We start from the raw sequence: 21,166 nt of genomic DNA, 5'->3' as shown, positions 1-21,166 counted from the left end.
CGGGCGGCAGGCCTCGATTCCGGCGCGTCCATGAACGCGAGCTACATCCAGTACGCCCAGAACGCGTCCGCGTTCAAGGGGTTCCCGGCGCAGTATCGCCAAGACTTCAGTGGAGTCTAGCTCGGCGTGGGCCGCAAGCTCGGTTCCATGGCGGCCGCCCGCCGGTCTTCAACGCACAGGCCTACAAGGAACGCAACACCGTCGAGCGCTGCTTCAGCAAGCTCCGCGAGTTCCGTGCGGTCGCTGTCAAATCCCGTGTATCGATGAGTGTGGTGGGACTTCCCAGGTCGGCCGTTGGAGCTGATCGTTGTACACGACGATGTCGGCGTGGTCGGTTGGGCGGGCTGTGGCGAAGTAGAGCTGTTGGGAGGGGATATAGCGGTTGCGCCAGGACCGTTCGATTTCGGCGGTGTCGGCGGTGGATCCGGCCGGCGCTGTACCTCGGTCCCGGGCGCGATCTACCGTCTGCTCGAATGGGACGGACACGAAGATGCGCAGGTCCCACCGGTCGATGAGCTCTGGGCGCAGGAGGAAAACGCCGTCGAAGAGCAGTACGGCGTCTGCGGGGGCGGTCGTGGCCGGCGGGGACGATGGGGTGTCAGTGTCTCTGTCGTAGATCGTATGTTGGAACCTTCGGTCTCCGCCTGGGCCCAGCGGATCGAGCAGGACCCGGCACAGCGCGGCGTGGTCGTGGGCGTCGAAGTAGCAGCCTTCGGCCGAGTACTGACCGCGTCGGTAGCGCTGTGCACGAGGGAAGAGGAAGTCGTCGATGGTCGCGCGGATGACGTCGCGGTCCTGCGCGCGCCGGACGACGGCGAGCTCGTCGGCCAGCGTGGTCTTGCCGGCGGCGGGCGGCCCGTCGATGGCGACCCGCAGCGGGTGCGCGGTCGTGACGGACCTGATCGCCTCGGCCAGCCGGCTGACGAGCTCGCCGCGGGTGCCTTGGTCCATTGCTGCCTCTCTCACGGTGTCTCTGTTTTAGCACCGCACGTCAGGCTGCGGTCGCCGGCTCGCGTTCGACGAGGACGCCTCGTTCGAAGCGGGCTCCGGCGCGGACGAGGGCGACGAGGTGGGGTAACGCCCAGTCTTGACCCACCCGCGCTGCCGCCCGCGGTGCGATCTTCGAGTTCATCGAGGGTTGGTAACCTGCACCGCTTGCATAGCAGCCTGGGTTACCGCTGCACCGGCTGTGGGCGTGTGTGGCGGCAGGACACGAGCCGGGTGGCCGAACCGCGAGCCCGCCTGTCGCGGCGTGCACTGCGCTGGGCGTTGGAGGCCATCGAGTGCCGTTACCTCACGGTCGCTCGCGTAGCACTGGCCGGTGACGCCTCGGCAGCGTGTTCAGCAACAGACCTGTGGGCACCGCGGGCGCACCGGTGACCCGCTCCACGTACGGCATCCGCCGCGTGCTGCGCACCGACCGACAACCCCAAGACCGACTGCCGTGTTCGCCACCGAGCAGCACGTCGACGTCGCGGCCACCTGGGGCATCTACCAACGCATCGTCGCCGCCCACCGCAACCCGGATCGAACCTCCGCGAAGACCATCACCGTCATCATCGCGGCGGTGCCCACGGCCCTGACCGAGCTGATCACACTCGGGCGAACGCTCAAACGCCAGGCCGCCGACTTCGATCGCGCCTACACCAGCAACTGACCGAAAGAAGCGACCAACGGCCGCCTCGAACACAGCCCGGAAAGTTTTGAAAGAAATCCGGGAGGCGTGTCGGATCGGGGCGGTGGTGTTCGTAGCAGGGGTGAGGCCGCCGCAAGGCGCGCGCGACCAACGCCCGCAAGGAGACACCATGACTGCCACGTACACCTTCGACATCTTCTCCACGCTCGACGGCTACGCCAACCACAACGGCGACTGGGGCGGCTACTGGGGCAAGCAGGGCCCCGAATTCCTCGCGTATCGCGCCGCTGCCTACCGTGACCCGCTGCGCATGGTGCTCGGGGCCAAGACCTACTCGTCGAACGCGCCGTTCCTTGACGCAGGCTTCGACCGCAGCCTGTTCGACGGGTGGATCACGCGCATGTTCGACTCCCCGGTCACGGTGCTCTCCAGCCGGCTGACCGAGCCGCTCGAGTGGCCGGGCACGACCATCGAGTCCGGCGATCCTGTCGAGGTGGTCACGCGCCTCAAGGCCGAATCCGATGTGCCGCTGCGCTCCCACGGTAGCCTGACGCTCAACCGGGCGCTGCTGAACGCCGGCTTGATCGACGCCATCGAGGTGACGGTCTTCCCAGTGATCTCCGGGACGACCGGCGTGGACCGGATCTTCGACGGTGCGGACGACTTCGACCTCGAACTGCTCGAGGCCCGGACCTTCGACGGCCACACGCAGGTGCTGACCTACCGACCGACCCGACACAGTTGATCGGCGACGGGGCGTCGTTCGGCCATGCCGGGATCGTCATCCTCGCCGCGTGCGTGGTGTATGGCGCTGAGTCCCAGGGAAATTTCCAGCGGACTTGCCTGACCTGCGGCGATACAAAGGGTCTGGACGGCGGCTCTGTGGAGCGAGCGAGTCCGGGACGCACTGCGTTCCTGACGTCGACACGTTGACCACCAGCGAAGAACTCTGCACGCCTCAACTCGACGGCTCCGTGCGGGGTCGACTCTCTCGTCGCTGATGATGGTCGTGGCCCCACGTTAATCGCTCCTGCCGGTGGTGAAGTGAGCGGGGATGATGCTGCTGCCTGGAACCGGCCGGGCTGGGGTTCCGCCTGGAACACCTGCGCGGCTCCGCCCTGGGCTTCCGCAACCTCACCGACTACGTCGCCCGGTCACTGCTCGAGACCGGCGGATTCAGATCCCAGCTACACCCTCGATCATGAAGAGCCGGTTGCCGACCGGACAGACGTGCGCCTGTGGCAACAAGGGGCCGGTAAGGCTGGGAATTCCTGCTGAGGAAAGGTCGCCCGCCCGATTCGCGTTCTCCTCCAGGACCTCCACGAGCGTCACCGCGCCGTCCGGGATGAAGCCCATCCTCCGCGTGGGGGCGGTCGGGCTCGGAAGCGGCCCAGCACGTACGGCGTGCGGGTCGGTGGGGCTGGTCAGTTCACCAGCACGATCTTCCCGCGAGCGTGACGGCTCTCGCTCAACTCGTGCGCCGCAGCGGCCTCGGTGAGCGGGAACGCCGCCGCGACCGGCACCCGTAGCCGGCCCTGCCCGGCGAGCTCGACCGCGATGCCGAGGCCGTGCACCGCCAGCGGGTCGGCGGCTCCAACGGCCGCCGCCGTGTCGCCGGCCGGCACGCCGTGCGACAGGTGCACGCCGAGGGCCGCCGCGGTGAGGTCGGGAGCGATCGTCACCACGCGCGCCGGGTTCCCGGTGATGGCGATCAGGTCGGGCAGCGCCCCTCCTGCGCAGTCGAACACCGCGTCCACCCCGCCTGGTGCCAGCGCGCGGACCCGTTCGACCAGACCCGCCCCGTACGTCGTCGGCTCGGAGCCCAGCGAGCGCAGGAAGTCGTGGTTGTGCTCCCCGGCCGTGCCGATGACGGTGGCGCCACGGGCGACCGCGAGCTGCACGGCGACCGTACCCACCCCGCCGGCCGCGCCGTGCACCAGCACGGTGTGCCCGGCGCCGACCGCGAGCCGGTCGAGCACCCGGGTGGCCGTCTCGACGCTGCCTGCGGCACCACCGGCCTCCTCCCAGCTCCACGCGGCCGGTTTCGGCGCCCAGGCGACCAGGACCGCGTGATCGGCGTTGGCGCCGCGCGCGGTCGTCGCGGTCATGCCGAACACCTCGTCACCGACCCCGACACCCGTGACGCCGTCGCCGACCTCGTCCACCACGCCGGCGGCGTCGAACCCGGTCCGGTACGGGAACGTCACGGGCACCACGCCACGCATCCTCCCTGAGCGGATGGACGTCTCTCCCGTCGACAATCCGGACGCCCGTACGGCGATGCGGATCGCCCCCGGCCCGGCATGCGGTTCCTCGACCTCGGCGACATGCACCACGCCGGCCGGGCCGTACTCGGAAAACTGAACTGCTCTCATGCGCCGTACGGTAACGGAACACCCCGTCCGTTTGACTAAAGTGAGAGCGGTGACGGCAGAAGTGAGTCAGAAGCTGCGCTCGGACGCCCGCGACAACCGCGCGCGCATCCTCGCGGTCGCCCGCGCGACCTTCGCCGCCGAAGGGCTCGATGTGCCGATCCGGGAGATCGCCCGGCGCGCGCAAGTCGGCGCGGCCACCGTCTACCGGCACTTCCCGACCAAGGAAGCGCTGCTCAGCGAGGTCTTCGCCGAGCCGATGGCCATGTGCTCGGCGGTCGTCGAGGAAGGGCTGGCGCAGGCCGACCCGTGGCGCGGGTTCTGCCTGGTGATCGAGAAGCTCATGGAGGTGCACGCCCTCGACCGGGGGCTGTCCGGCGCGTTCACCTCGCAGCTGCCGTACTTCGCCGCGGACCGCGACCGTACGATCCGGCTGCTGCTCCAACTCATCCGGCGCGCGAAGGAGGCGGGCGGCCTGCGGGCGGACTTCGTCCTGGAGGACTTCATCCTGGCGATGATGGCGAACGAGGGCATCCGCGCCGAGTCACCCGAGCAGCGAGCGGCGGCGTCGCGCCGTTTCGCGGCCCTGATGATCCAGTCGTTCCGCGCCGACCCCGTCCGCGCGCCGCTTCCGCCGGCGGTCCGGCTGCTGCCGGCCGTTCAGTAGCGCCTCGGCGCTCGGAGAGGGCCCCCGTGAGACGACGGGCAAAACCGCTTCACTCGGAGGTGCGCAGGCGGCGCTCGGCGGGTGGGATCAGCAGCACTTCCAGCGCCCGGGCGCAGGCCCGCGCGTGCGTGACGAACCAGTCGATCCGCGCGTCGCTCATCACCAGCGGCGTTGAGCGCACGGCCAGCGCGTAGCGTACGTGGCCCTGCCGGTCGAGGACCGGCACCGCGACCGTGCGGATGCCGTCGCCCGACTCCCCGTCGTTGAGCGCGTACCCGGCCTCGCGTACCCGGTCCAGTTCGGCGCGCAGCTCGCCGTGGTCCACGATCGTGCGGCCGGTCAGCGGCCGCAGGGGACCGAGCGCCTCCAGGTCCGCCCTGCCCTCCGGGTCCCAGGCCAGCAGGACCTTGCCCAGCGCCGTGGAGTGCAGCGGGCGGCGCAGGCCGATGCCGCTGTCGGGGTTGAGCGAGCCGCCGCTCAGGATGACCGCGTGCCTGTCGTTGCGGACGGCCAGGTCCACGGTGGCGGAGGTGATGCGGGCCAGCTCGGCCAGTTCGGGCGGGATGCGGTGCAGGCCGCGCCGGTGGAAGGAGAGCTGCCCCAGCTCGGTGATCGACGGCCCGAGCCGGTAGCGGCCCGTGCGCGCCTCCTGTTCGAGGAAGCCGGCGGCGGTCAGCGTCCTGGCCAGGCGGTGCGTGGTCGAGGTGGACAGGCCCATCCTGCGCGAGAGGTCGGACAGGCTGAGCGAGGCGTCCCCGCCGCCGAAGCAGTCGAGCACGCCGATCGCCCTGCGTACGGACTGCACGCCGCCTTCTGCTGCCATGCGGGAAACTCCGTCTTCCGAGTAGGGAGAGCCGTGACCAGGTGAGAGCCGGTCCGGCCGGGAACGCTTCCCGCATCGCGGGATATTCTTTGCATTTCCTACCAATTTACAAGCAAACTGTCTGCCATGACCACAGCCGCACTCGACACCATCTGGTTCACCCGCTGTCCCGTGCCCACCGCGACGGGCATCGCGGCGGACCAGGGCTGGCTGGCCGGGGAGTTCGCCGCCGACGGGATCGAGGTCCGGTCCCTGCAGGACGACGCGCCTGACGTCCCCCGCGAGACGCACTACACCCACGCCCTGACCGGCCTGTTCCGCGAGGGCGGCAACGTGCCCGCGCTCTGGGCGCGCTCCCGCGGCGAGGCCACCCGGCTCATCGGGCTCACCTGGATCGAGGAGCACCAGGCCGTCCTGGTCCGCGCCGGCACCGCTCTGGAGCGCCCCGAGCAGCTCAAGGGCCTGCGCCTGGCCGTTCCCCGGCACCGCATCGCGATCGACTTCTGGCGGGCCATGGCCCTGCACGGCTTCCACGGAGCCCTGTCCCTGGCCGGGCTCGGCCTCGGCGACGCCGAGCTGGTGGACGTCGCGGCCGAGCCGGGCGGCGGCCAGTGGGAGGCCGAGCTGGCCGCGCTGGCCGCCGGCGAGGTGGACGCGGTCTACGTCAAGGGCGCGCTCGCCGTCGAGGCCGCTCTGCGCCATGGCGCGGAGGTCGGCATCGACCTCGACGCCGTGCCGGACCGGCGGGCGCGGGTGAACAACGGCACCCCGAGGCCGATCACCGTGCACCAGCGCCTGCTCGACGAGCACCCCGACGTGGTCACCCGCTTCCTCGGCGTCCTGCTGCGGGCGGCCGACTGGGCCGCCGATCACCCGGCGGAGGTCGCCAGAATCCTCGGCGCCGAGACCGGAGCGGGCGCGACCGGCGTGGCCGCCGCCTACGTCCCCGGCGCCTCCCTCCACCTGGACCTGTCGCCCGAACGCCTCGACCTGCTGGCCGAGCAGGAGCACTTCCTGCGCGGCCACCACTTCCTCGAATCGCCCGTGGACGTCGCGGCCTGGGCCGACCACACCCCGCTCCAAGGAGTCACCCATGCGTAAGCTGCTGCTCGCCGTCCCTCTCGTCCTCCTGGCCGCGGCCTGTGGCGGCGGCACCGGCGCCACCACCGCCCAGGAGCAGGTGGTCGTCCGGATCGCGGACCCGGGCAACAGCGGCTTCCTGGCCGTCGCGAAGAAGGACGGCAGCCTGGACGCCGCCCTGGCCAAGGTCAACGCCAAGGTCAAGTGGGCCGGCGACTTCTCCGTCTTCGCCCCCGCCGCCCAGGCCATCAACGCCGGCTCGCTCGACATCGCGACCGGCTCGATCACCTCCGGCGTCACCGCGCTGGCCGTCAAGCCCAGCTTCAAGATCTTCGCCACGGTGCCGCCCGACCTCGCCGGCGAGGGGATCGTGGTCAAGAACGGCTCGCCGATCAAGTCGGTCGCGGACCTGGCCGGGCGCACCGTGGCCGTCGGGCACGGCGGCACCAGCGAGTACCTGCTGCTCAAGGCGCTGCAGACGTTCAACGTGCCGGTGGACAAGGTCAAGCGCGTCTACCTGCTGCCGCCGCAGACCGCACCGGTCTTCGGCTCGGGCAAGGTGGACGCCTGGGCGACGTTCTCCACCTTCCTCATCCCCGCCGTCACCGACCTGGACGCGCGGATCCTGGCCGACGGCGAGGCCATCAAGTCGGACAACTACGTGATCTACGTGGCCGCCAACAAGCTGCTCGGCGAGCATCCCGAGGTGGTCAAGGCCCTGTTCGAGTTCCTCAAGGAGGGCAGCGCGAAGGAGATCGCCGACCCGGCGGCGTACCTGAACGTCTTCACCCAGGCGGGCCCGCAGGCCGTGCAGGGCAAGCAGAAGGACCTGGTGGTCGACATCCAGAAGAAGGGCAAGCCCGCCCAGGCGGTCACCGCACCCGAGATCGCGAAATATCAGGAGGTCGCGAAGTTCTTCCTCGACCAGAAGGTGCTCACCGCGCCACTGGACGTCTCCCAGCACGTCGTGGACGTGACGACGCTGGGGAACGCGAAGCAATGAGCGCCGCAGTGCAGGGGCTCGTCGCCCCGAACCCGCCCCGCGCCGCCGGACGCGCGCCCGCGTTGACGTTCGCGCTGCGGGCCATCGGCCCCGTCCTGCTGCTGGCGGCCTGGTACGCGGCCACCGCCTCCGGCGCCCTCACCAAGGACGTGCTCGCCGGCCCCCAGGACGTCGTCAAGACCTTCGGCGAGCTGTGGGCCGACGGCCAGCTCCCGGAGGCGCTGCGTGTGTCCGTCACCCGGGCCGGCCTCGGCCTGGTGCTGGGCGCCTCCACCGGACTGCTGCTCGGCGTCGTCTCCGGCTTCACCCGGCTCGGCGAGGAGCTCGTGGACTCCTCGATGCAGGCGCTGCGCGCCATCCCCTTCCTGGCGCTGACCTCGCTGTTCGTCGTCTGGTTCGGGATCGAGGAGGCCTCCAAGATCCTGCTGATCGGCGTGGCCTGCACCTTCCCCATGTACGTCAACGTCTCCAGCGGCGTGCGCAACGTGGACCGCAAGGTCGTCGAGGCGGCGCGCTCGTTCGGCCTGGGCCGGCTCGCGATCGCCCGCGAGGTCGTGCTGCCGGGCGCGCTGCCGTCGGTCTTCGCCGGGCTGCGCCTGGCCACCACGCTCAGCGTGATCGCGCTGATCGCGGCCGAGGAGATCAACGTGACGGCCGGGCTCGGCTACCTCATGGCCCGCGCCACCGACTACCTGCGCACCGACATCCTGGCGCTGTGCGTGCTGCTCTACGCCGTGATCGGGCTGCTGGCCGACCTGGCGCTGCGGCTGGTCGAACGGGGGACGATGCCCTGGCGCAAGGCGGTGAGCATCCGATGAGCACCCCAGGATCGGCGGGCCTCGCCGTACGGACGAGAGGGCTGCGCAAGGTCTTCGGCGAGCGCGCCGTGCTCGACGGGGTGGACCTGGACGTGCGCCGTGGCGAGTTCCTCGCGCTGCTCGGCGCGAGCGGCACGGGGAAGACCACGCTGCTGCGCATCCTCGCCGGCCTGGACGCCGCCACCGGCGGAACCGTGCTCGTACCCCCGGTGCGCACGGTCGTCTTCCAGGAGCCGCGGCTCATCCCCTCCAAGCGCGCGCTCGCGAACGTAATCATCGGGCAGGGCCGCTCCGCCCGCGCCAAGGGGCTCGAGGCGCTGGCGGAGGTGGGCCTGAGCCGGCACGCCGACGCCTGGCCCGCGACGCTGTCCGGCGGCGAGGCCCAGCGGGTGGCGCTGGCCAGGGCCCTGGTACGCGAGCCGGAGCTGCTCCTGCTGGACGAGCCGTTCGCCGCGCTCGACGCGCTCACCCGGCTGCACATGCAGGACCTGATCGCCGAGTTGTGCGCCCGGCACCGCCCGGCCGTGGTGCTGGTCACGCACGACGTCGAGGAGGCGATCCTGCTCGCCGACCGGATCGCGGTGCTGCGCGAGGGCCGGTTCGTCACGGACCTGCGGGTCGGCATCGACCGTCCGCGCGACAGGACGGACCCCGTCTTCGTCGAGCTGCGCCGCCGCCTCCTCGCCGACCTCGGCGTCGACACCCACGCGGGCACGCCGCGCGAGGAGGTGGCACGGTGACCGCGCCCATCCCGCCTGCGCCCCGCACCCCGAGGGCCACGACCACACACCGCGCACCGCGCACCGTGCCGACCGCGTGGATCGACGAGAACGCGCCCGTGCTGACCGGGCTCGCGGACCGCATCTGGGCCTACGCCGAGCCGTCGCTGCGCGAGTGGCGCTCCGCGCTGGCCACCGCCGAGTTGCTGCGTACGCACGGCTTCTCGATCTCGTGGGGCACCGCCGGTCTGCCGGCCGCCTTCGTCGCCACCTCCGGTGACAGCGGCCCCGTGCTCGGCTTCAACGTCGAGTACGACGCGCTGCCCGGCCTGTCCCAGCGCGCGGGCGTCCCCCGCCACGAGCCCACCGTGTTCGAGGGCGACGAGTACGCCCCCGCCTACGGTCCCGGCCACGGGTGCGGCCACAACGCCCTGGCGGCGGCGTCGACCGGCGCGGCCATCGCCGCCGCCAGGGCCCTGCGCGGCCGGGCGACCATCAAGGTGTTCGCCTCCACGGGCGAGGAACAGCTCGTCGGCAAGGCGTACGCGGTGCGCGACGGCGCGTACGACGGCCTCGACGCCTTCCTCGACTGGCATCCCGCTCCGGTCACCGGAACGGGCTGGGACGTCACCAGCGCGCTGTACTCGGCCACGTTCTCCTTCCTCGGCTCGCCCGGCCACGGCTCGAACCCGCTGGGCACCCGCAGCGGCCTGGACGGGGTGCTCCTGCTGACCGGCATGATCGAGCGCCTGCGCGCGGGCAACGTCTCCCCGTCGGGCCGGATCGGCTACGCGATCGGCGGGGGTGGCGCTCCCAACGTCACCCCCGACCTGCAGACGTTGTGGGTCTACGTCCGCGAGGCCACCCACGAGCGGGCCAGGACCCTCTATGACAAGGTCGTGGCCTGTGCCGGGGCCGCCGCCGTCGCCAGTCAGACCCGGCTCGAACACCGGCTGGTGACGGCGATCAGGCAGGGGCTCGGCAACCGGGCGGGCGCGGAGCTGCTGCACCACACGATGAGCGAGCTCGGTCCGCCCGCGTTCACCGACGCCGACCACGAGTTCGCGGTGCGGCTGCAGGAGGCGATCGGCAGGCCGGGTTCCGGCCTGGCGGCAGGGGTCCTGCCGCTGCGCCCGCCCACCGGGCCGGACCTGGGCGGGCCGTCCAGCGACACCTCGGAGGTGAGCTGGACGGCGCCGCACCTCAGCCTGACCGCGGCGGTGGTTCCGATCGGCGTGCCGCTGCACTCGTGGGCGGCCACGGCCGCCACCGGCACCACGATCGCCCACGCCGGGCTGCTGGCCGCCGCCCGTTACCTGGCCGCGGCGGCCGTCACGCTGGTCGAGCAGCCCGAGACGCTGGCGGCGGTCCGGCAGGAGTTCGCCGCCCGTGAACGGGGGCCGGGACCGCTGCCCGCCGGGGCGGAGCCTCCGTACCACCTGCCGCCGCCCACGTTCCTCCAGGAGACGGGGCAGTCGGCGCGCCCGATCAGGACGCCGCCCGTTTCCGCCGAACTCCTAGGAAAGATCTGACATGACCGTCCTGCTCATCTCCGGCCGCATGATCGACCACCTGTCCGGGCGGCCCGCCGCGGTCTGGCACCTGGCGGCGGTGGCGTGATGACCCGCCCCGTGGCATCCCGCTTCCACGTCGTCCTCCCCACCAGGAGCACCGCCGCGCCGGAGTTGCCCGCGTTCGTCACCGATGTGCGGCCCGCCCTGACCGATCCGGCCGGACGGACCGCCGTGGCCGCGGACCTGGCGGGGCTGGCGGGGGCGCTGGTGCCGTTCGACCCCGGCGGGCAGGAGTCCCTGACCGTCGCCGCGAACGTCCTGCGCCGTACCCGGCACCTGCGCGTGGTCGCCGGGTTCCACGCCGCGGCCGCCACCCCCGTCTACGCCGCCAAGCTCTCGGCCTCGCTGCAGCGTTTCGCCGCCGGCCGGCTGGGCTGGCGGCTCGCGGTTGACCTGGACCCGGCCGTGGCCAGGGCGCAGGGAGACTTCCTGACCGGCGCCGATCGCCATGCCCGCGCCGGCGAGTTCCTGACCGTCGCCAAGGGCGTCTGGCAGGGCGGGCCGTTCGACTTCCGGGGCGACTTCTACGAGGTCGCCGCGGGCGGCTTCGGCCCGCCGCTGTCGGCGCCGCCCTTCCCCGAGGTGCAGCTCTCCGGCATCTCCCCCGAGGCCCTCGCGCTGTCGCGGCGGCACGCGGACGTGCACGTCTTCGCCGAGGGCGACGACCTGGACGCCCTCGTCCCCGAGCTGCCGGGCCTGCGCTACGGCGTCCAGCTGTCCTCGCTCGACCATGTGGAGGAGTACGCCCGCCGCGGCGTGAGCGAGTTCTTCGTCCCCGCCGAGGACGTCTACCACCTCGGTGAGCATCTCAAGGAGCAGGCTCTTGCCGGTTGACATCTACTGGCGCATCCACATGGAGGGCGACCAGCCGTCGCTGCGCCGCAGGGTCCGCAGCCGCGGCGGCTTCGCCCCGGGCGGCACCGCCCCCGGCATCCGGGACGGCCGCGACGACGGCTACACCCACGCCGACTACATGGCCGAGGTCGCGCGGGCGGCCGAGGAGTCCGGCTTCGTCGGAGGGCTGCTGCCGAACTTCCCGCACACCGACGACCCGTGGGCCGCCGCCGCGACGCTGGCCCGCGAGACCACCTCCTACCGCTTCATGGTGGCCTTCCAGCCCGGGTTCCTGCACCCGGTGCAGGCGGCCCGGATGACGGCCACGCTGCAACGGGCGACCGGCGGCCGGATCGTCTACAACGTCATCTCCGGCGGCGGCGGTCCCGCGCAGCTCTGGTGGGGCGACAAAGTGGTCCACGACGACCGCTACGCGCGGACCTCGGAGTTCCTGGACGTGCTCAAGGGCGTCTGGCAGGGCGGGCACACCCATCATGGCCGCTTCTACCAGGTGGAGGACGCGGGCCTGCCGGAGGAGCTGGCCGGGCAGCCGTTCCCGGAGATCTTCTTCTCCGGCTCCTCCCCCGCCGCCATCGACGCCGCCGGCCGGCACGCCGACTACTACCTGTCCTGGCTGGAGCCGTTCGACGCGCTGGCGGAGAAGTTCGACGCCGTACGCGCGCACAGCGCCACGCCGCCCCGGTTCGCCGTGCGCGTGGACGTGCTGGCCCGGGAAAGCGAGGAGGAGGCGTGGGAGGAGATCCGGCAGGGCTGGGCGGCCAGGCCGCGCGGCGACGACTCCGGCGGGGGCGACTCCGTCGGCGTGCGGCGCAGCCGTTCCTTCCTCGCCGGGGCCGGTGACGACCCCCGCGCCCTGGAGGTCGCCCCGAACGTGTGGGGCGGGTTCGGCCAGTTGCGCGACGGCCCCGCCTTCGGCCTGGTCGGCGACTACCACCAGGTCGCCGAACGCCTCGACCAGCTCCTGGACCTCGGCGTGGACGCCTTCATCCTGGCCGGAATCCCCCATCTCGAAGAGGCCCGCCGCGTGGGCCGCCAGGTTTTGCCGCTACTGAAAGGACGCACCTCATGACCACCCGAGCCGGCTTCTTCCCGCAGAACAACACCTTGTGGGTGGCCCGCCACCGCGACCTGCTGCCCGGCGTGGAGTGGGTGGACCTGAACGCGCTGGGCCGGGGCGCGCCGGTCGATCCCACCAGGGCGCTCCTGTCCGCCCACGGCGACCATCTGTTCGACGGCGGGTACGACTTCATCGGCACCGGCTCCACTCCCCCGGTCACCGCCCAGGCCAAGGGGCACGACATCGTGTACGTGGCGATCTCGGAGCCACGGGTCGAGAACGGCCGCCTGGTGGTGCGGGACGACTCGCCGATCGGCTCCGTGGCGGAGCTGAAGGGCAAGCGGGTGGCGCTCGGCCACGGCTCGTGGCAGACCACGCTGCTGCTGCTGGCGCTGGAGCGCGCCGGGCTCGGCTGGGGCGACATCGTCCCCGTGGACGCCTACGGCAACGCCGCCGAACTCCTGGTGAGCGGCGACGTGGATGCCTGGGTGGGCTCCTACCCGTACCTGACGCCGGTCGAGTCGCGCACCAGGACGCTCGTGGAGACCGACGGCCTGTTCAGCCACCGCTCGCTCTGGTTCACCCGGCGCGACTTCGCGCGCGACCGGCCCGACGAGCTGGCCAGGATCGTCACCGCGCTCCAGGAGGCCGACCGCTGGACCGCCGGGCACCCGCGCGAGGCGGCCGCCCTGTTCGACGGCGACCTCGACGCCTGGGAGCACGCGCTGCGCACCCGCCCCTGGGGGTTGCACCCGGTCAGCGAGGAGTTCGTCGCCGAGCAGCAGCACGCCGCCGACCTCTTCCACGCCAACGGGCTGATCCAGAAGAAGATCTCGGTCGCGGACGCCGTACTTCCCGAGATCGGCGAGCTGGTGCTGCGGACCCGCTGAGCCGTCCGGGCGGCCGGGGATCACCGTCGTACGGCCAGATACCGCGCGAGGTGGTCGATCACCTCGCGCGCGTCGTCCTCGATGCCGTGGATGAACGTGGACCTGCGCCGCCGCAGCACGGGCAGCCCCAGCGCGTACAGTCCCGGGCTGTCGACGACACCGCCGTCGTGGCGCAGCCGGCCCTTCTCGTCGATCACGGGCACGTCGAGCCAGCCGTAATCGGGCCGGAAACCCGTCGCCCACACGATCGTGCGGATCTCGCCGCTCCGCAGGTCGAGCCGCAGGCGCGCCGACTCGGGCACCCGGGTGGGCGCGAAGCGCTCGGGCGGGCCGGCCTCGGCGTCGCGGCCGCGCGTACGCGCCCACTCGTCGAACGTGCCCAGCAGGCGCTCCATCTTGAGGTCCGCGAGCGAGAACACGTTGCGCAGCCCGCCGGAGAACAGCGCGCATCCGTCGCGCACGGCCGCCCAGCGGCCGACCAGCTCGACGCCCATCGAGGTGAGCGCGTTGAGATCGAGCGTCCCGCGCTCGGGAGTGCCGACGAGCTGGGGCGATGGCAGCCGCCGGGCCCGCGCGAGATCGTCGACCTCGTCGTAGCGCTGGTCCCACACGCCGGAGGCGTCCATCCACCACAGCACGTCGCGCCCGCGGTAGGTGCGGGGCAGCCGCACGTGCTCCCCCACCGAGAGCGTCACCGGCCGGCCGGACCCGCGCAGCTCGGCGGCCAGCTGCACGCCGGTCGCCGACGCTCCCACCACGAGCACCCCGCCGTCGGGCAGCCGATCGGGGGCACGGTAGTCGAACGGCGTCAGCTGCTCGACGGACGACGGCACCTCGTCACCGAACCGTGGCACCGCCGGCCGGTTGCAGGCCCCGCTGGCGATGACCACCGTCCGGCAGCGGATCTCGCCGCGGCTCGTGGTCACGTGGTATCCGTCGCCGGTACGCCGGACGGACGTGACGCTCGTGCCGGTCCGGACGGGAGCCCGGGAGAACGCGGCGAAGCGCTCGATGAACTGCGTCACCTCCTTCGTGGTCATGTAGCCGTCGGGCTCCGGGCCTTCGTAGCGAAGGCCCGGCAGGCGGCTCTGCCAGTTGGGGGTGAGCAGCCGGAAGGAGTCCCAGCGTTCGCGCCGCCAGGAGTTCGCCACCTCGCCGCGCTCGATCACGAGGTGATCGAGCGACCGTTCGCGCAGGAAGTGGCTCGCGGCGAGACCGGCGTGGCCCGCGCCGATGACGACCGTGGTGACGTGCTCGATGGCTCGGCCTTTCAGGCTTTCAGGCTTTCAGGCGACGTCGACGGTGACGTTCGTCGGGTTGGTGAGGGCGTCGAACACGGCCGACCGCTTCTGGGACTGGGCCACCAGCGCCTCGATCTCCTGCTTGGAGGCGTCCGCGTCGATGGTGAACGTCACCTTGATGTCGTTGAAGCCGTTGCGGACGTCGGCGTCGACGCCGAGGATGCCGCGGATGTCGTGCTCGCCTTCGAGCGTCGCCTCGACCGAGCGCAGCTGGATGCCGCGGTTCTGCGCGACGGACGCCACGCCGGCCGTCAGGCAGCTTGCCAGGCCGACGAGGAGGTACTCGATCGGCGTGATGCCGTTGTCCTCGGCCGCGAAGACCTCGGGGTGGTCGGCGTCGAACACCGCTTCGGTCCGGTGGCTCTGCTCCTGCCCGAGCCCGAAGAACTCCTTGACCGTGGTGGTGCTGTGGACGCCGTTCTGCCATCTGGAGGATGCCCGCCAGACGAACTGCGCGGCCTCGGGTGCGCCTTTCAGCGCCTCGCGCGCGTCCAGCAGCGCCTGCACGTTCACGCCGTTGGCGACCGTGGTCATGTCCCGCCCCTTCCGGATCTTCCCGCATTCCCGGTAGGTATTTGACCATACACGCGCCGTGGCGGCTACCATAGCCCTATGTCGCAGCCAGCCCCGGCGCTCGCGGCCGGCACGATCGGCACGGTCGGCACCGTGGAAACCCGGTACCTCGACCTGCCGGAGCCGCTACACCTCGACTGCGGCCGGGAGCTGCACCCGGTCCGCGTGGCCTACGAGACCTACGGCGCCCTCTCGCCCCGGCGCGACAACGTCGTCCTGGTGTGTCACGCGCTCAGCGGTGACGCCCATGCCGCGGGCCTGGCGAAGGCGCCGTCCGGCCAGAGCACGCGCGACGGTTTCGGGGCCGAGGACCGCGACGGCGCGGGCGGCAAGGGGCTCGGCTGGTGGGACGGGATGATCGGCCCCGGTAAGGCGTTCGACACCGACCGGTTCTTCGTCATCTGCACGAACCTGCTCGGCGGCTGCCGCGGGACGACGGGTCCGTCGTCGATCGACCCGGCGACGGGCAGGCCGTACGGGCCGGACTTCCCTGTGGTCACGGTCGCGGACATGGTACGGACGCAGCGAGCGTTCCTCGACGTCCTGGGCATCGACCGGCTCGCGGCGGTGGCCGGGGGCTCGCTCGGCGGAATGCAGGCGCTGCAGTGGGCGGTCCTGTTCCCCGGCCAGGTCGACGCGGTCGTGGCCATCGCCAGCACGCACGCCCTCCACCCGCAGGGGGTGGCCTGGAACGCGATCGCGCGTGACTCGATCATGCGCGATCCGGCCTGGCAGGGCGGCCACTACTACGGCACGGGCCGCGCGCCCCATGCGGGCATGGGGGTGGCGCGGATGGTCGGCCACATCACGTACCTGTCCGCACCCGCGCTGAGCGAGAAGTTCGGCAGGCGGCTGCAGTCCGCCGACGCGCTGCGCTACACGATCACCGAGCCGGAGTTCGAGGTGGAGAGCTACCTGCGCCACCAGGCCGACTCGTTCGTCAAGCGCTTCGACGCCAACACCTACCTCTACACCTCGCGCGCGCTGACGTATTTCGATCTCGCGCGGCAGCATGGCGGCGGGTCTCTCTCACTGGCCCTCGAAGGCGTTTGCGCCCGGACGCTGCTCATCGCCTTCAGCTCCGATTGGCTGTACCCGCCGTCGGCGTCGGAGGAGATCGAGCAGGCGCTGCGCGCCCTCGGCAAACCGGTCGAGTTCGAGGTGATCGAGGCGCCGTACGGCCACGACTGCTTCCTGCTCGAGGAGGCGCGGCAGACGCCCATCATCCGCCGGTTCCTGGCCGGGGCGACGTCGAGGAAGGGGTCTTCGTGACCGATCAGTTCCCCCGTGCCGAGCAGGCCCGCGCGTTCGGGTTCGAGACCCGGCAACTGCACGCCGGGCAGCGGCCCGACCCGAACACGGGCGCCCGTGCGGTGCCGATCTTCCAGACCACCAGCTATGTCTTCGAAGACCCCGAGTCCGCGGCGGCGTACTTCAACCTCCAGGAGTACGGGAACACGTACTCGCGCATCATGAACCCGACCGTCGCGGTGTTCGAGGAGCGGGTGGCGAACCTCGAGGGCGGCAGCGGCGCGGTGGCGTTCGCCAGCGGAATCGCCGCGCAGGCGGCCGCGCTGTTCACGCTGCTGCAGCCGGGCGACCACGTCGTCTCGTCCTCGGCGCTGTACGGCGGGACGGTGAACCAGCTCAAGCACCTGCTGCGCAAGATGGGCGTGGAGCTGACATGGGTCGATCCCGACGATCCGGACGCCTGGCGCCAGGCGGTGCGGGCGAACACGAAGGCGTTCTTCGGCGAGACGATCGGCAATCCCGCCGGTAACGTGCTGGACATCGAGACCGTGGCGGCCATCGCCCACGAGCACGAGCTGCCGCTGATCGTGGACAACACGTTCGCGACGCCGTACCTGTGCCGCCCGATCGAGTGGGGCGCCGACATCGTGATCCACTCGGCGACCAAGTTCATCGGCGGCCACGGCACGAGCATCGGCGGCGTCGTGGTCGAGGCCGGCACGTTCAACTGGTCCAACGGACGGTTCCCGGTGGTCGCGGATCCGTCGCCCGCCTACCACGGCCTGCGGTTCCACGAGACGTTCGGGACGTATGGCTACCTGATGAAACTGCGGGCCGAAACCCTGCGCGACCTCGGCGCGGCGCTCTCGCCGTTCAACGCCTTCCTGTTCCTGCAGGGGCTGGAGACGCTGTCGCTGCGCATGGACCGCCACGTCGACAACGCGCGGGCGGTCGCGGTCTTCCTCCAGGCGCACGACCTGGCCTCCAACGTGACCTACCCCGGCCTGCCCGAGAGCAGGTACCGGCCGCTGGTGGAGAAGTACCTCCCGCGCGGCGCCGGCGCCGTCTTCTCCTTCGACTGCGCCGGCGGCCGGACCGGCGGGCAGAGCCTCATCGGCGGCCTGACGCTCTGGTCCCACCTGGCGAACGTCGGCGACGCCAAGAGCCTGGTCATCCACCCCGCCAGCACGACGCACCGCCAGCTCGGCGACGACGAGCTGCGGGCGGCCGGCGTCGGGCCGGGGACGGTGCGGCTGTCGGTCGGCACCGAGTCCGTCGAGGACCTGATCTGGGATCTGGAGCAGGGTTTCACCCGAGTCGCCGGGACGAACGGAAAGAAGGTGGAGACGCCATGACCGATCTCGGGCGATACCAGGACCCGCTGACGATCCAGCGCGTGCTGCACTCCACCAGGACGATCGCGATCGTGGGCCTGTCGGGCAACGAGCTGCGAGCCAGCTACTTCGTCGGCTATTACCTCAGGCGGCACGGCTACCGGGTGATCCCCGTGAACCCCCGCGAGAGGGAGATCCTCGGGGAGACCAGCTACCCGAGCCTGCTCGACGTGCCCGTGCCGGTGGACCTCGTGAACGTCTTCCGCGCGCCGGACGCGCTGCCCGCCATCGCGGAGGAGGCCGTGGCGATTCGCGCCGGCGCCCTGTGGTGCCAGTTCGGCGTGATCAACGAGGAGGGCGCGCGGATCGCCGGGGACGGCGGCGTGACCGTGATCATGGACCGCTGTCTCAAGGTCGAGCACGCGCGGTATGTGGGCCGGATGCACTGGCTCGGCTTCAACACCCAGCGCATCACGTCCGTCCGCGCCGGGCTCCAGTAGCCGCCCCTCGGCCCGCGGGCTCGCGTGCCGGCCGGGGCCGTCGCGGCCGTGCCGGCAGTAGCCGACGAACGCGATGTCGCCCTTGGCCGTGCCGCGGCCGTTCACCAGGTGCCGGTGCCGGCGGGCCGCGCCCCGCACGACCGGGCGCTGATCGAGCTGATCGGCGAGCTGTCGACGCGGAGCGAGGTCTTCCGGCAGCGCTGGGCCTCCCACGACGTGCAGTTCCACCGCAGCGGCCGCAAGCGGCTGCGTCACCCGGTGGTCGGCCGGCTCGACCTGGACTTCGAATCGATGGAGCTGCCGTCGGAGCCGGGCCTGACCCTCAACGTCTACACCGCCGCCCCCGGCAGTCCCGGCGCCGACGGGCTCAGGATGCTCGCCAGCTGGGCCGCCACCCAGGACCTCGCCGAGGCGCAGCCGACGGCCGCCGACCGGCGCTGACCAGCGCTGACCTCATGGGGGCTCTGCCATTACCTGTAACGGCAGGCCCTGCCACATGCCCGGGTGAGCCTGTTCTATGGAGCTTGACCAGGGGAAACCTTGGCATTCGACGCGGCGGCGGGGGTGGCCGCGGCCCGTGGCCCCGGAGCCGCCCCGCCGCACGCCCGACGACGAAGACAAGAGACGGAAAACCTTTGATGCGAGCTACTTTCATGTACGGTGCCGGCGACGTGCGCGTGGAGCACGCGCCCGACCCGGTCCTGCGCGAGCCCACCGACGCGATCGTCCGCATCCTGCGCTCGTGCGTCTGCGGCAGCGACCTGCACCCGTACCACAACCTTCCGGCCTCGGAGCAGGGCACGCCGATGGGGCACGAGTTCCTCGGCGTGATCGAGGACCTCGGCGGGCAGGTGTCCGGGCTCAAGCGCGGCGACCTGGTCGTGGCGCCGTTCGCCTACTCCGACAACACCTGCGCCCTGTGCCGCGAGGGCCTGCACACCTCCTGCCCCAACGGCGGCTTCTGGGCCTCCGGCGACGTCGGCGGCGGCCAGGCCGAGGCGATCCGCGTCCCGCAGGCCGCCGGCACCCTGGTCAAGCTGCCCGTCGGCGAGGACTCCGAGCTGCTGCCGTCGCTGCTGACCCTAGCCGACGTGTACGGCACCGGCCACCACGCCGCCAAGCAGGCCCAGGTCAACCCGCGCACCACCGTGGCCGTCATCGGCGACGGCGCGGTCGGCCTGCTGGCCGTGCTGTCGGCCAGGCAGCTCGGCGCCGAGCGAATCATCCTGATGGGCCGCCACGACGACCGGACCAAGCTCGGCATCGACTTCGGCGCCACCGACGTCGTGCCCGAGCGCGGCGCCGAAGGCATCGAGAAGGTACGCGAGCTGACCCGCGGCCAGGGCGTGCACGCGGTGCTGGAGGCCGTCGGCTACATGAACGCCTACGAGACGGCGGTCGGCATCGTCCGCCCCGGCGGGGTGATCAGCCGCGTCGGCGTGCCGCAGTACGAGGACGCCCCGGTCGGGTTCGGCAGCCTGTTCGGCCCCAACATCACCCTGACCGGCGGCCCCGCCCCGGTGCGCGCCTACATCGAGGACCTGCTGCCCGGCGTGCTGGACGGCACCGTCGAGCCGGGCCGGGTGTTCGACCGCACGGTCACGCTGGACGAGGTGCCCGACGGCTACCGCGCCATGGACGGCAGGACCGCGCTGAAGGTCCTCATCCAGCCCTGACCATCCGCCCCTGGGCGACGCCTGGTCTCAGACCACGCGGACGATGATCTTGCCGCGCACGCCGCCCGACTCCAGGGCCCGGTGCGCCTTGGCGATCTCCTCCAGCGGGAACACGGTGTCCACGACCGGGCGGATGGCGCCGCTCTCCACGTACCGGGCCAGATCGGCGAAAAGGCGGTGGGTGGGCTGACCGCTGAAAATGCGCACGCGCCGCCGGCCGTACACGGTGGAGGCGGCGAGGTACGACAGCGTCGAGGCGGCCCGGTTGACGTCGAAGGCGATCGCCACCATGCGACCCGACGGGGTCAGCAGGCGCCGGTAGGCGGGGTGCTCGGTGCCCACGGTGTCCAGGACCACATCGAACCGCGGCAGATCAGCGGGCCGCGTGGTGGCGTAGTCGTAGACCTCGTTGGCCCCCAGGTCACGGACGAGGTCGAGGTTGCGCGCCCCGGCCAGGGCGGTGACGTGGGCGCCGAGTGCCCTGCCGAGCTGCACCGCCACGACGCCCACGCCGCCGCTGCCGCCGCGTACGAGCAGGCGCTCGCCCGGCCGCAGCTCCGCCTTGTCACGCAGCGCCGTGATCGCCGTCGTCCCCACCGGGAGCGCCGCGGCCTCCACCAGGTCCAGGCCCGCCGGGACGAGGGACAGCTGACGGGGCCGGACGATCAGGTACTCGGCGGCACTGCCGAACGTGCGGCCCAGCACGCCCCACACCCGATCGCCCACCCGGGGGCCGGGTTCGGCCGGGTCCGGGCCCAGGGCGACGACCTCGCCGGTGAAGTCGAGCCCCATGCGTTTCGGGAAGCCCCGCCGCGTCAGCCCCGTCACGAGCCGCACCTTGCCCGCCCGGCCGTGCAGCTCGCCGCCGTTCACGCTGATGGCGTGCACGCGCACCAGCACCTCACCGGGTCCGGGGACCGGCTTGGGCACCGTGCCCACATACAGCACCTCCGGCGGCCCGTACCGGTCGAACAGGGCCGCGCGCATCTCAGTCGCATTCATCTCCACGTGAGCGACGCTACCGGGCTAAACGGATG

General features: G+C 71.9%; 22 protein-coding genes and 2 pseudogenes. 17 read left to right on the top strand and 7 right to left on the bottom strand.

From position 1 onward, the window contains the following. Window positions 1-246: 246 nt before the first annotated feature. Complete coding sequence (locus tag ACWEPL_RS09195) at window positions 247-951, bottom strand: cytidylate kinase family protein (protein ID WP_452435683.1); 705 nt, start codon at window positions 949-951, stop codon at window positions 247-249. A gap of 222 nt (window positions 952-1,173) precedes the next feature. Between ACWEPL_RS09195 and ACWEPL_RS09190 the strand changes: the two are divergent. From ACWEPL_RS09190 to ACWEPL_RS09180, 3 genes and pseudogenes are all read left to right on the top strand, one after another. After that, window positions 1,174-1,314, top strand: a pseudogene (locus ACWEPL_RS09190) (ISL3 family transposase); the annotation flags it as partial. A 16-nt stretch (window positions 1,315-1,330) separates the two neighbouring features. Next, window positions 1,331-1,654, top strand: a pseudogene (locus tag ACWEPL_RS09185) (ISL3 family transposase); the annotation flags it as partial. Between the two features lie 151 nt (window positions 1,655-1,805). After that, window positions 1,806-2,381 carry a dihydrofolate reductase family protein gene (locus ACWEPL_RS09180; RefSeq protein ID WP_452435682.1) on the top strand — a complete coding sequence of 192 codons (576 nt, stop codon included), beginning with the start codon at window positions 1,806-1,808 and terminating at the stop codon, window positions 2,379-2,381. Between the two features lie 431 nt (window positions 2,382-2,812). Here the strand turns inward: ACWEPL_RS09180 and ACWEPL_RS09175 are convergent, their stop codons facing one another. Next, window positions 2,813-2,992, bottom strand: a complete 180-nt coding sequence (locus tag ACWEPL_RS09175; RefSeq protein ID WP_452435681.1) for a hypothetical protein — start codon at window positions 2,990-2,992, stop codon at window positions 2,813-2,815. Between the two features lie 68 nt (window positions 2,993-3,060). Then, a complete protein-coding gene (locus tag ACWEPL_RS09170; RefSeq protein ID WP_452435680.1) occupies window positions 3,061-4,011 on the bottom strand; it encodes an NADP-dependent oxidoreductase in 951 nt (316 codons plus the stop codon). 49 nt (window positions 4,012-4,060) lie between these two features. Between ACWEPL_RS09170 and ACWEPL_RS09165 the strand changes: the two genes are divergently transcribed. Next, window positions 4,061-4,675, top strand: a complete 615-nt coding sequence (locus tag ACWEPL_RS09165; RefSeq protein ID WP_363985502.1) for a TetR/AcrR family transcriptional regulator — start codon at window positions 4,061-4,063, stop codon at window positions 4,673-4,675. A 49-nt stretch (window positions 4,676-4,724) separates the two neighbouring features. Here the strand turns inward: ACWEPL_RS09165 and ACWEPL_RS09160 are convergent, their stop codons facing one another. Further along, window positions 4,725-5,498 carry an IclR family transcriptional regulator gene (locus tag ACWEPL_RS09160; RefSeq protein ID WP_350730894.1) on the bottom strand — a complete coding sequence of 258 codons (774 nt, stop codon included), beginning with the start codon at window positions 5,496-5,498 and terminating at the stop codon, window positions 4,725-4,727. Between the two features lie 126 nt (window positions 5,499-5,624). On the opposite strand from ACWEPL_RS09160, the gene ACWEPL_RS09155 reads away from it, so the two are divergent. From ACWEPL_RS09155 to ACWEPL_RS09120, 8 genes are all read left to right on the top strand, one after another. Further along, complete coding sequence (locus ACWEPL_RS09155) at window positions 5,625-6,599, top strand: ABC transporter substrate-binding protein (protein ID WP_452435679.1); 975 nt, start codon at window positions 5,625-5,627, stop codon at window positions 6,597-6,599. Further along, window positions 6,592-7,581, top strand: coding sequence for an ABC transporter substrate-binding protein (locus ACWEPL_RS09150; RefSeq protein ID WP_363985508.1), 990 nt, complete (start codon window positions 6,592-6,594; stop codon window positions 7,579-7,581). The genes ACWEPL_RS09155 and ACWEPL_RS09150 overlap by 8 nt, the downstream gene beginning before the upstream one ends. Next, window positions 7,578-8,399, top strand: coding sequence for an ABC transporter permease (locus ACWEPL_RS09145; RefSeq protein ID WP_350730899.1), 822 nt, complete (start codon window positions 7,578-7,580; stop codon window positions 8,397-8,399). The genes ACWEPL_RS09150 and ACWEPL_RS09145 overlap by 4 nt, the downstream gene beginning before the upstream one ends. Next, window positions 8,396-9,139 (top strand): ABC transporter ATP-binding protein, encoded by a 744-nt coding sequence (locus ACWEPL_RS09140; RefSeq protein ID WP_397367813.1) that lies wholly within the window; start codon window positions 8,396-8,398, stop codon window positions 9,137-9,139. The genes ACWEPL_RS09145 and ACWEPL_RS09140 overlap by 4 nt, the downstream gene beginning before the upstream one ends. Continuing rightward, on the top strand, window positions 9,136-10,650 hold the full coding sequence (locus ACWEPL_RS09135) for a hypothetical protein (RefSeq protein ID WP_452435678.1): 1,515 nt from the start codon (window positions 9,136-9,138) through the stop codon (window positions 10,648-10,650). Before ACWEPL_RS09140 ends, ACWEPL_RS09135 begins: the two co-directional genes overlap by 4 nt. 87 nt (window positions 10,651-10,737) lie before the next feature. Continuing rightward, on the top strand, window positions 10,738-11,526 hold the full coding sequence (locus tag ACWEPL_RS09130; RefSeq protein ID WP_363985514.1) for an LLM class flavin-dependent oxidoreductase: 789 nt from the start codon (window positions 10,738-10,740) through the stop codon (window positions 11,524-11,526). After that, entirely contained in the window at window positions 11,516-12,616 is a 1,101-nt protein-coding gene (locus ACWEPL_RS09125) for an LLM class flavin-dependent oxidoreductase (RefSeq protein ID WP_452435677.1), read from the top strand. Before ACWEPL_RS09130 ends, ACWEPL_RS09125 begins: the two co-directional genes overlap by 11 nt. Further along, entirely contained in the window at window positions 12,613-13,494 is an 882-nt protein-coding gene (locus ACWEPL_RS09120) for an ABC transporter substrate-binding protein (protein ID WP_452435676.1), read from the top strand. Before ACWEPL_RS09125 ends, ACWEPL_RS09120 begins: the two co-directional genes overlap by 4 nt. 20 nt (window positions 13,495-13,514) lie before the next feature. Here the strand turns inward: ACWEPL_RS09120 and ACWEPL_RS09115 are convergent, their stop codons facing one another. Continuing rightward, window positions 13,515-14,729 (bottom strand): NAD(P)-binding domain-containing protein, encoded by a 1,215-nt coding sequence (locus ACWEPL_RS09115; RefSeq protein ID WP_452435739.1) that lies wholly within the window; start codon window positions 14,727-14,729, stop codon window positions 13,515-13,517. A gap of 51 nt (window positions 14,730-14,780) precedes the next feature. Continuing rightward, complete coding sequence (locus ACWEPL_RS09110; RefSeq protein WP_355196847.1) at window positions 14,781-15,329, bottom strand: OsmC family protein; 549 nt, start codon at window positions 15,327-15,329, stop codon at window positions 14,781-14,783. 78 nt (window positions 15,330-15,407) lie between these two features. Between ACWEPL_RS09110 and metX the strand changes: the two genes are divergently transcribed. From metX to ACWEPL_RS09085, 5 genes are all read left to right on the top strand, one after another. Beyond that, the gene (gene metX / locus ACWEPL_RS09105) at window positions 15,408-16,640 is read left to right on the top strand and encodes a homoserine O-acetyltransferase MetX (protein ID WP_363985520.1); all 1,233 of its coding nucleotides are present in this window, start codon (window positions 15,408-15,410) and stop codon (window positions 16,638-16,640) included. After that, window positions 16,637-17,974, top strand: coding sequence for an O-acetylhomoserine aminocarboxypropyltransferase/cysteine synthase family protein (locus tag ACWEPL_RS09100; protein WP_452435675.1), 1,338 nt, complete (start codon window positions 16,637-16,639; stop codon window positions 17,972-17,974). The genes metX and ACWEPL_RS09100 overlap by 4 nt, the downstream gene beginning before the upstream one ends. Beyond that, window positions 17,971-18,453 carry a CoA-binding protein gene (locus tag ACWEPL_RS09095; protein ID WP_449909154.1) on the top strand — a complete coding sequence of 161 codons (483 nt, stop codon included), beginning with the start codon at window positions 17,971-17,973 and terminating at the stop codon, window positions 18,451-18,453. The genes ACWEPL_RS09100 and ACWEPL_RS09095 overlap by 4 nt, the downstream gene beginning before the upstream one ends. Window positions 18,454-18,501: 48 nt before the next feature. Further along, complete coding sequence (locus ACWEPL_RS09090; RefSeq protein ID WP_452435674.1) at window positions 18,502-18,894, top strand: MmyB family transcriptional regulator; 393 nt, start codon at window positions 18,502-18,504, stop codon at window positions 18,892-18,894. 197 nt (window positions 18,895-19,091) lie between these two features. Next, on the top strand, window positions 19,092-20,129 hold the full coding sequence (locus ACWEPL_RS09085) for a zinc-dependent alcohol dehydrogenase family protein (RefSeq protein ID WP_452435673.1): 1,038 nt from the start codon (window positions 19,092-19,094) through the stop codon (window positions 20,127-20,129). 27 nt (window positions 20,130-20,156) lie between these two features. Here ACWEPL_RS09085 and ACWEPL_RS09080 read toward each other — a convergent pair whose 3' ends face one another. Further along, entirely contained in the window at window positions 20,157-21,131 is a 975-nt protein-coding gene (locus ACWEPL_RS09080; RefSeq protein WP_452435672.1) for an NAD(P)-dependent alcohol dehydrogenase, read from the bottom strand. Window positions 21,132-21,166 lie beyond the last annotated feature (35 nt).

Source organism: Nonomuraea sp. NPDC004186 (assembly GCF_053603495.1).
This window is presented reverse-complemented; position numbering and strand designations above follow the sequence as displayed.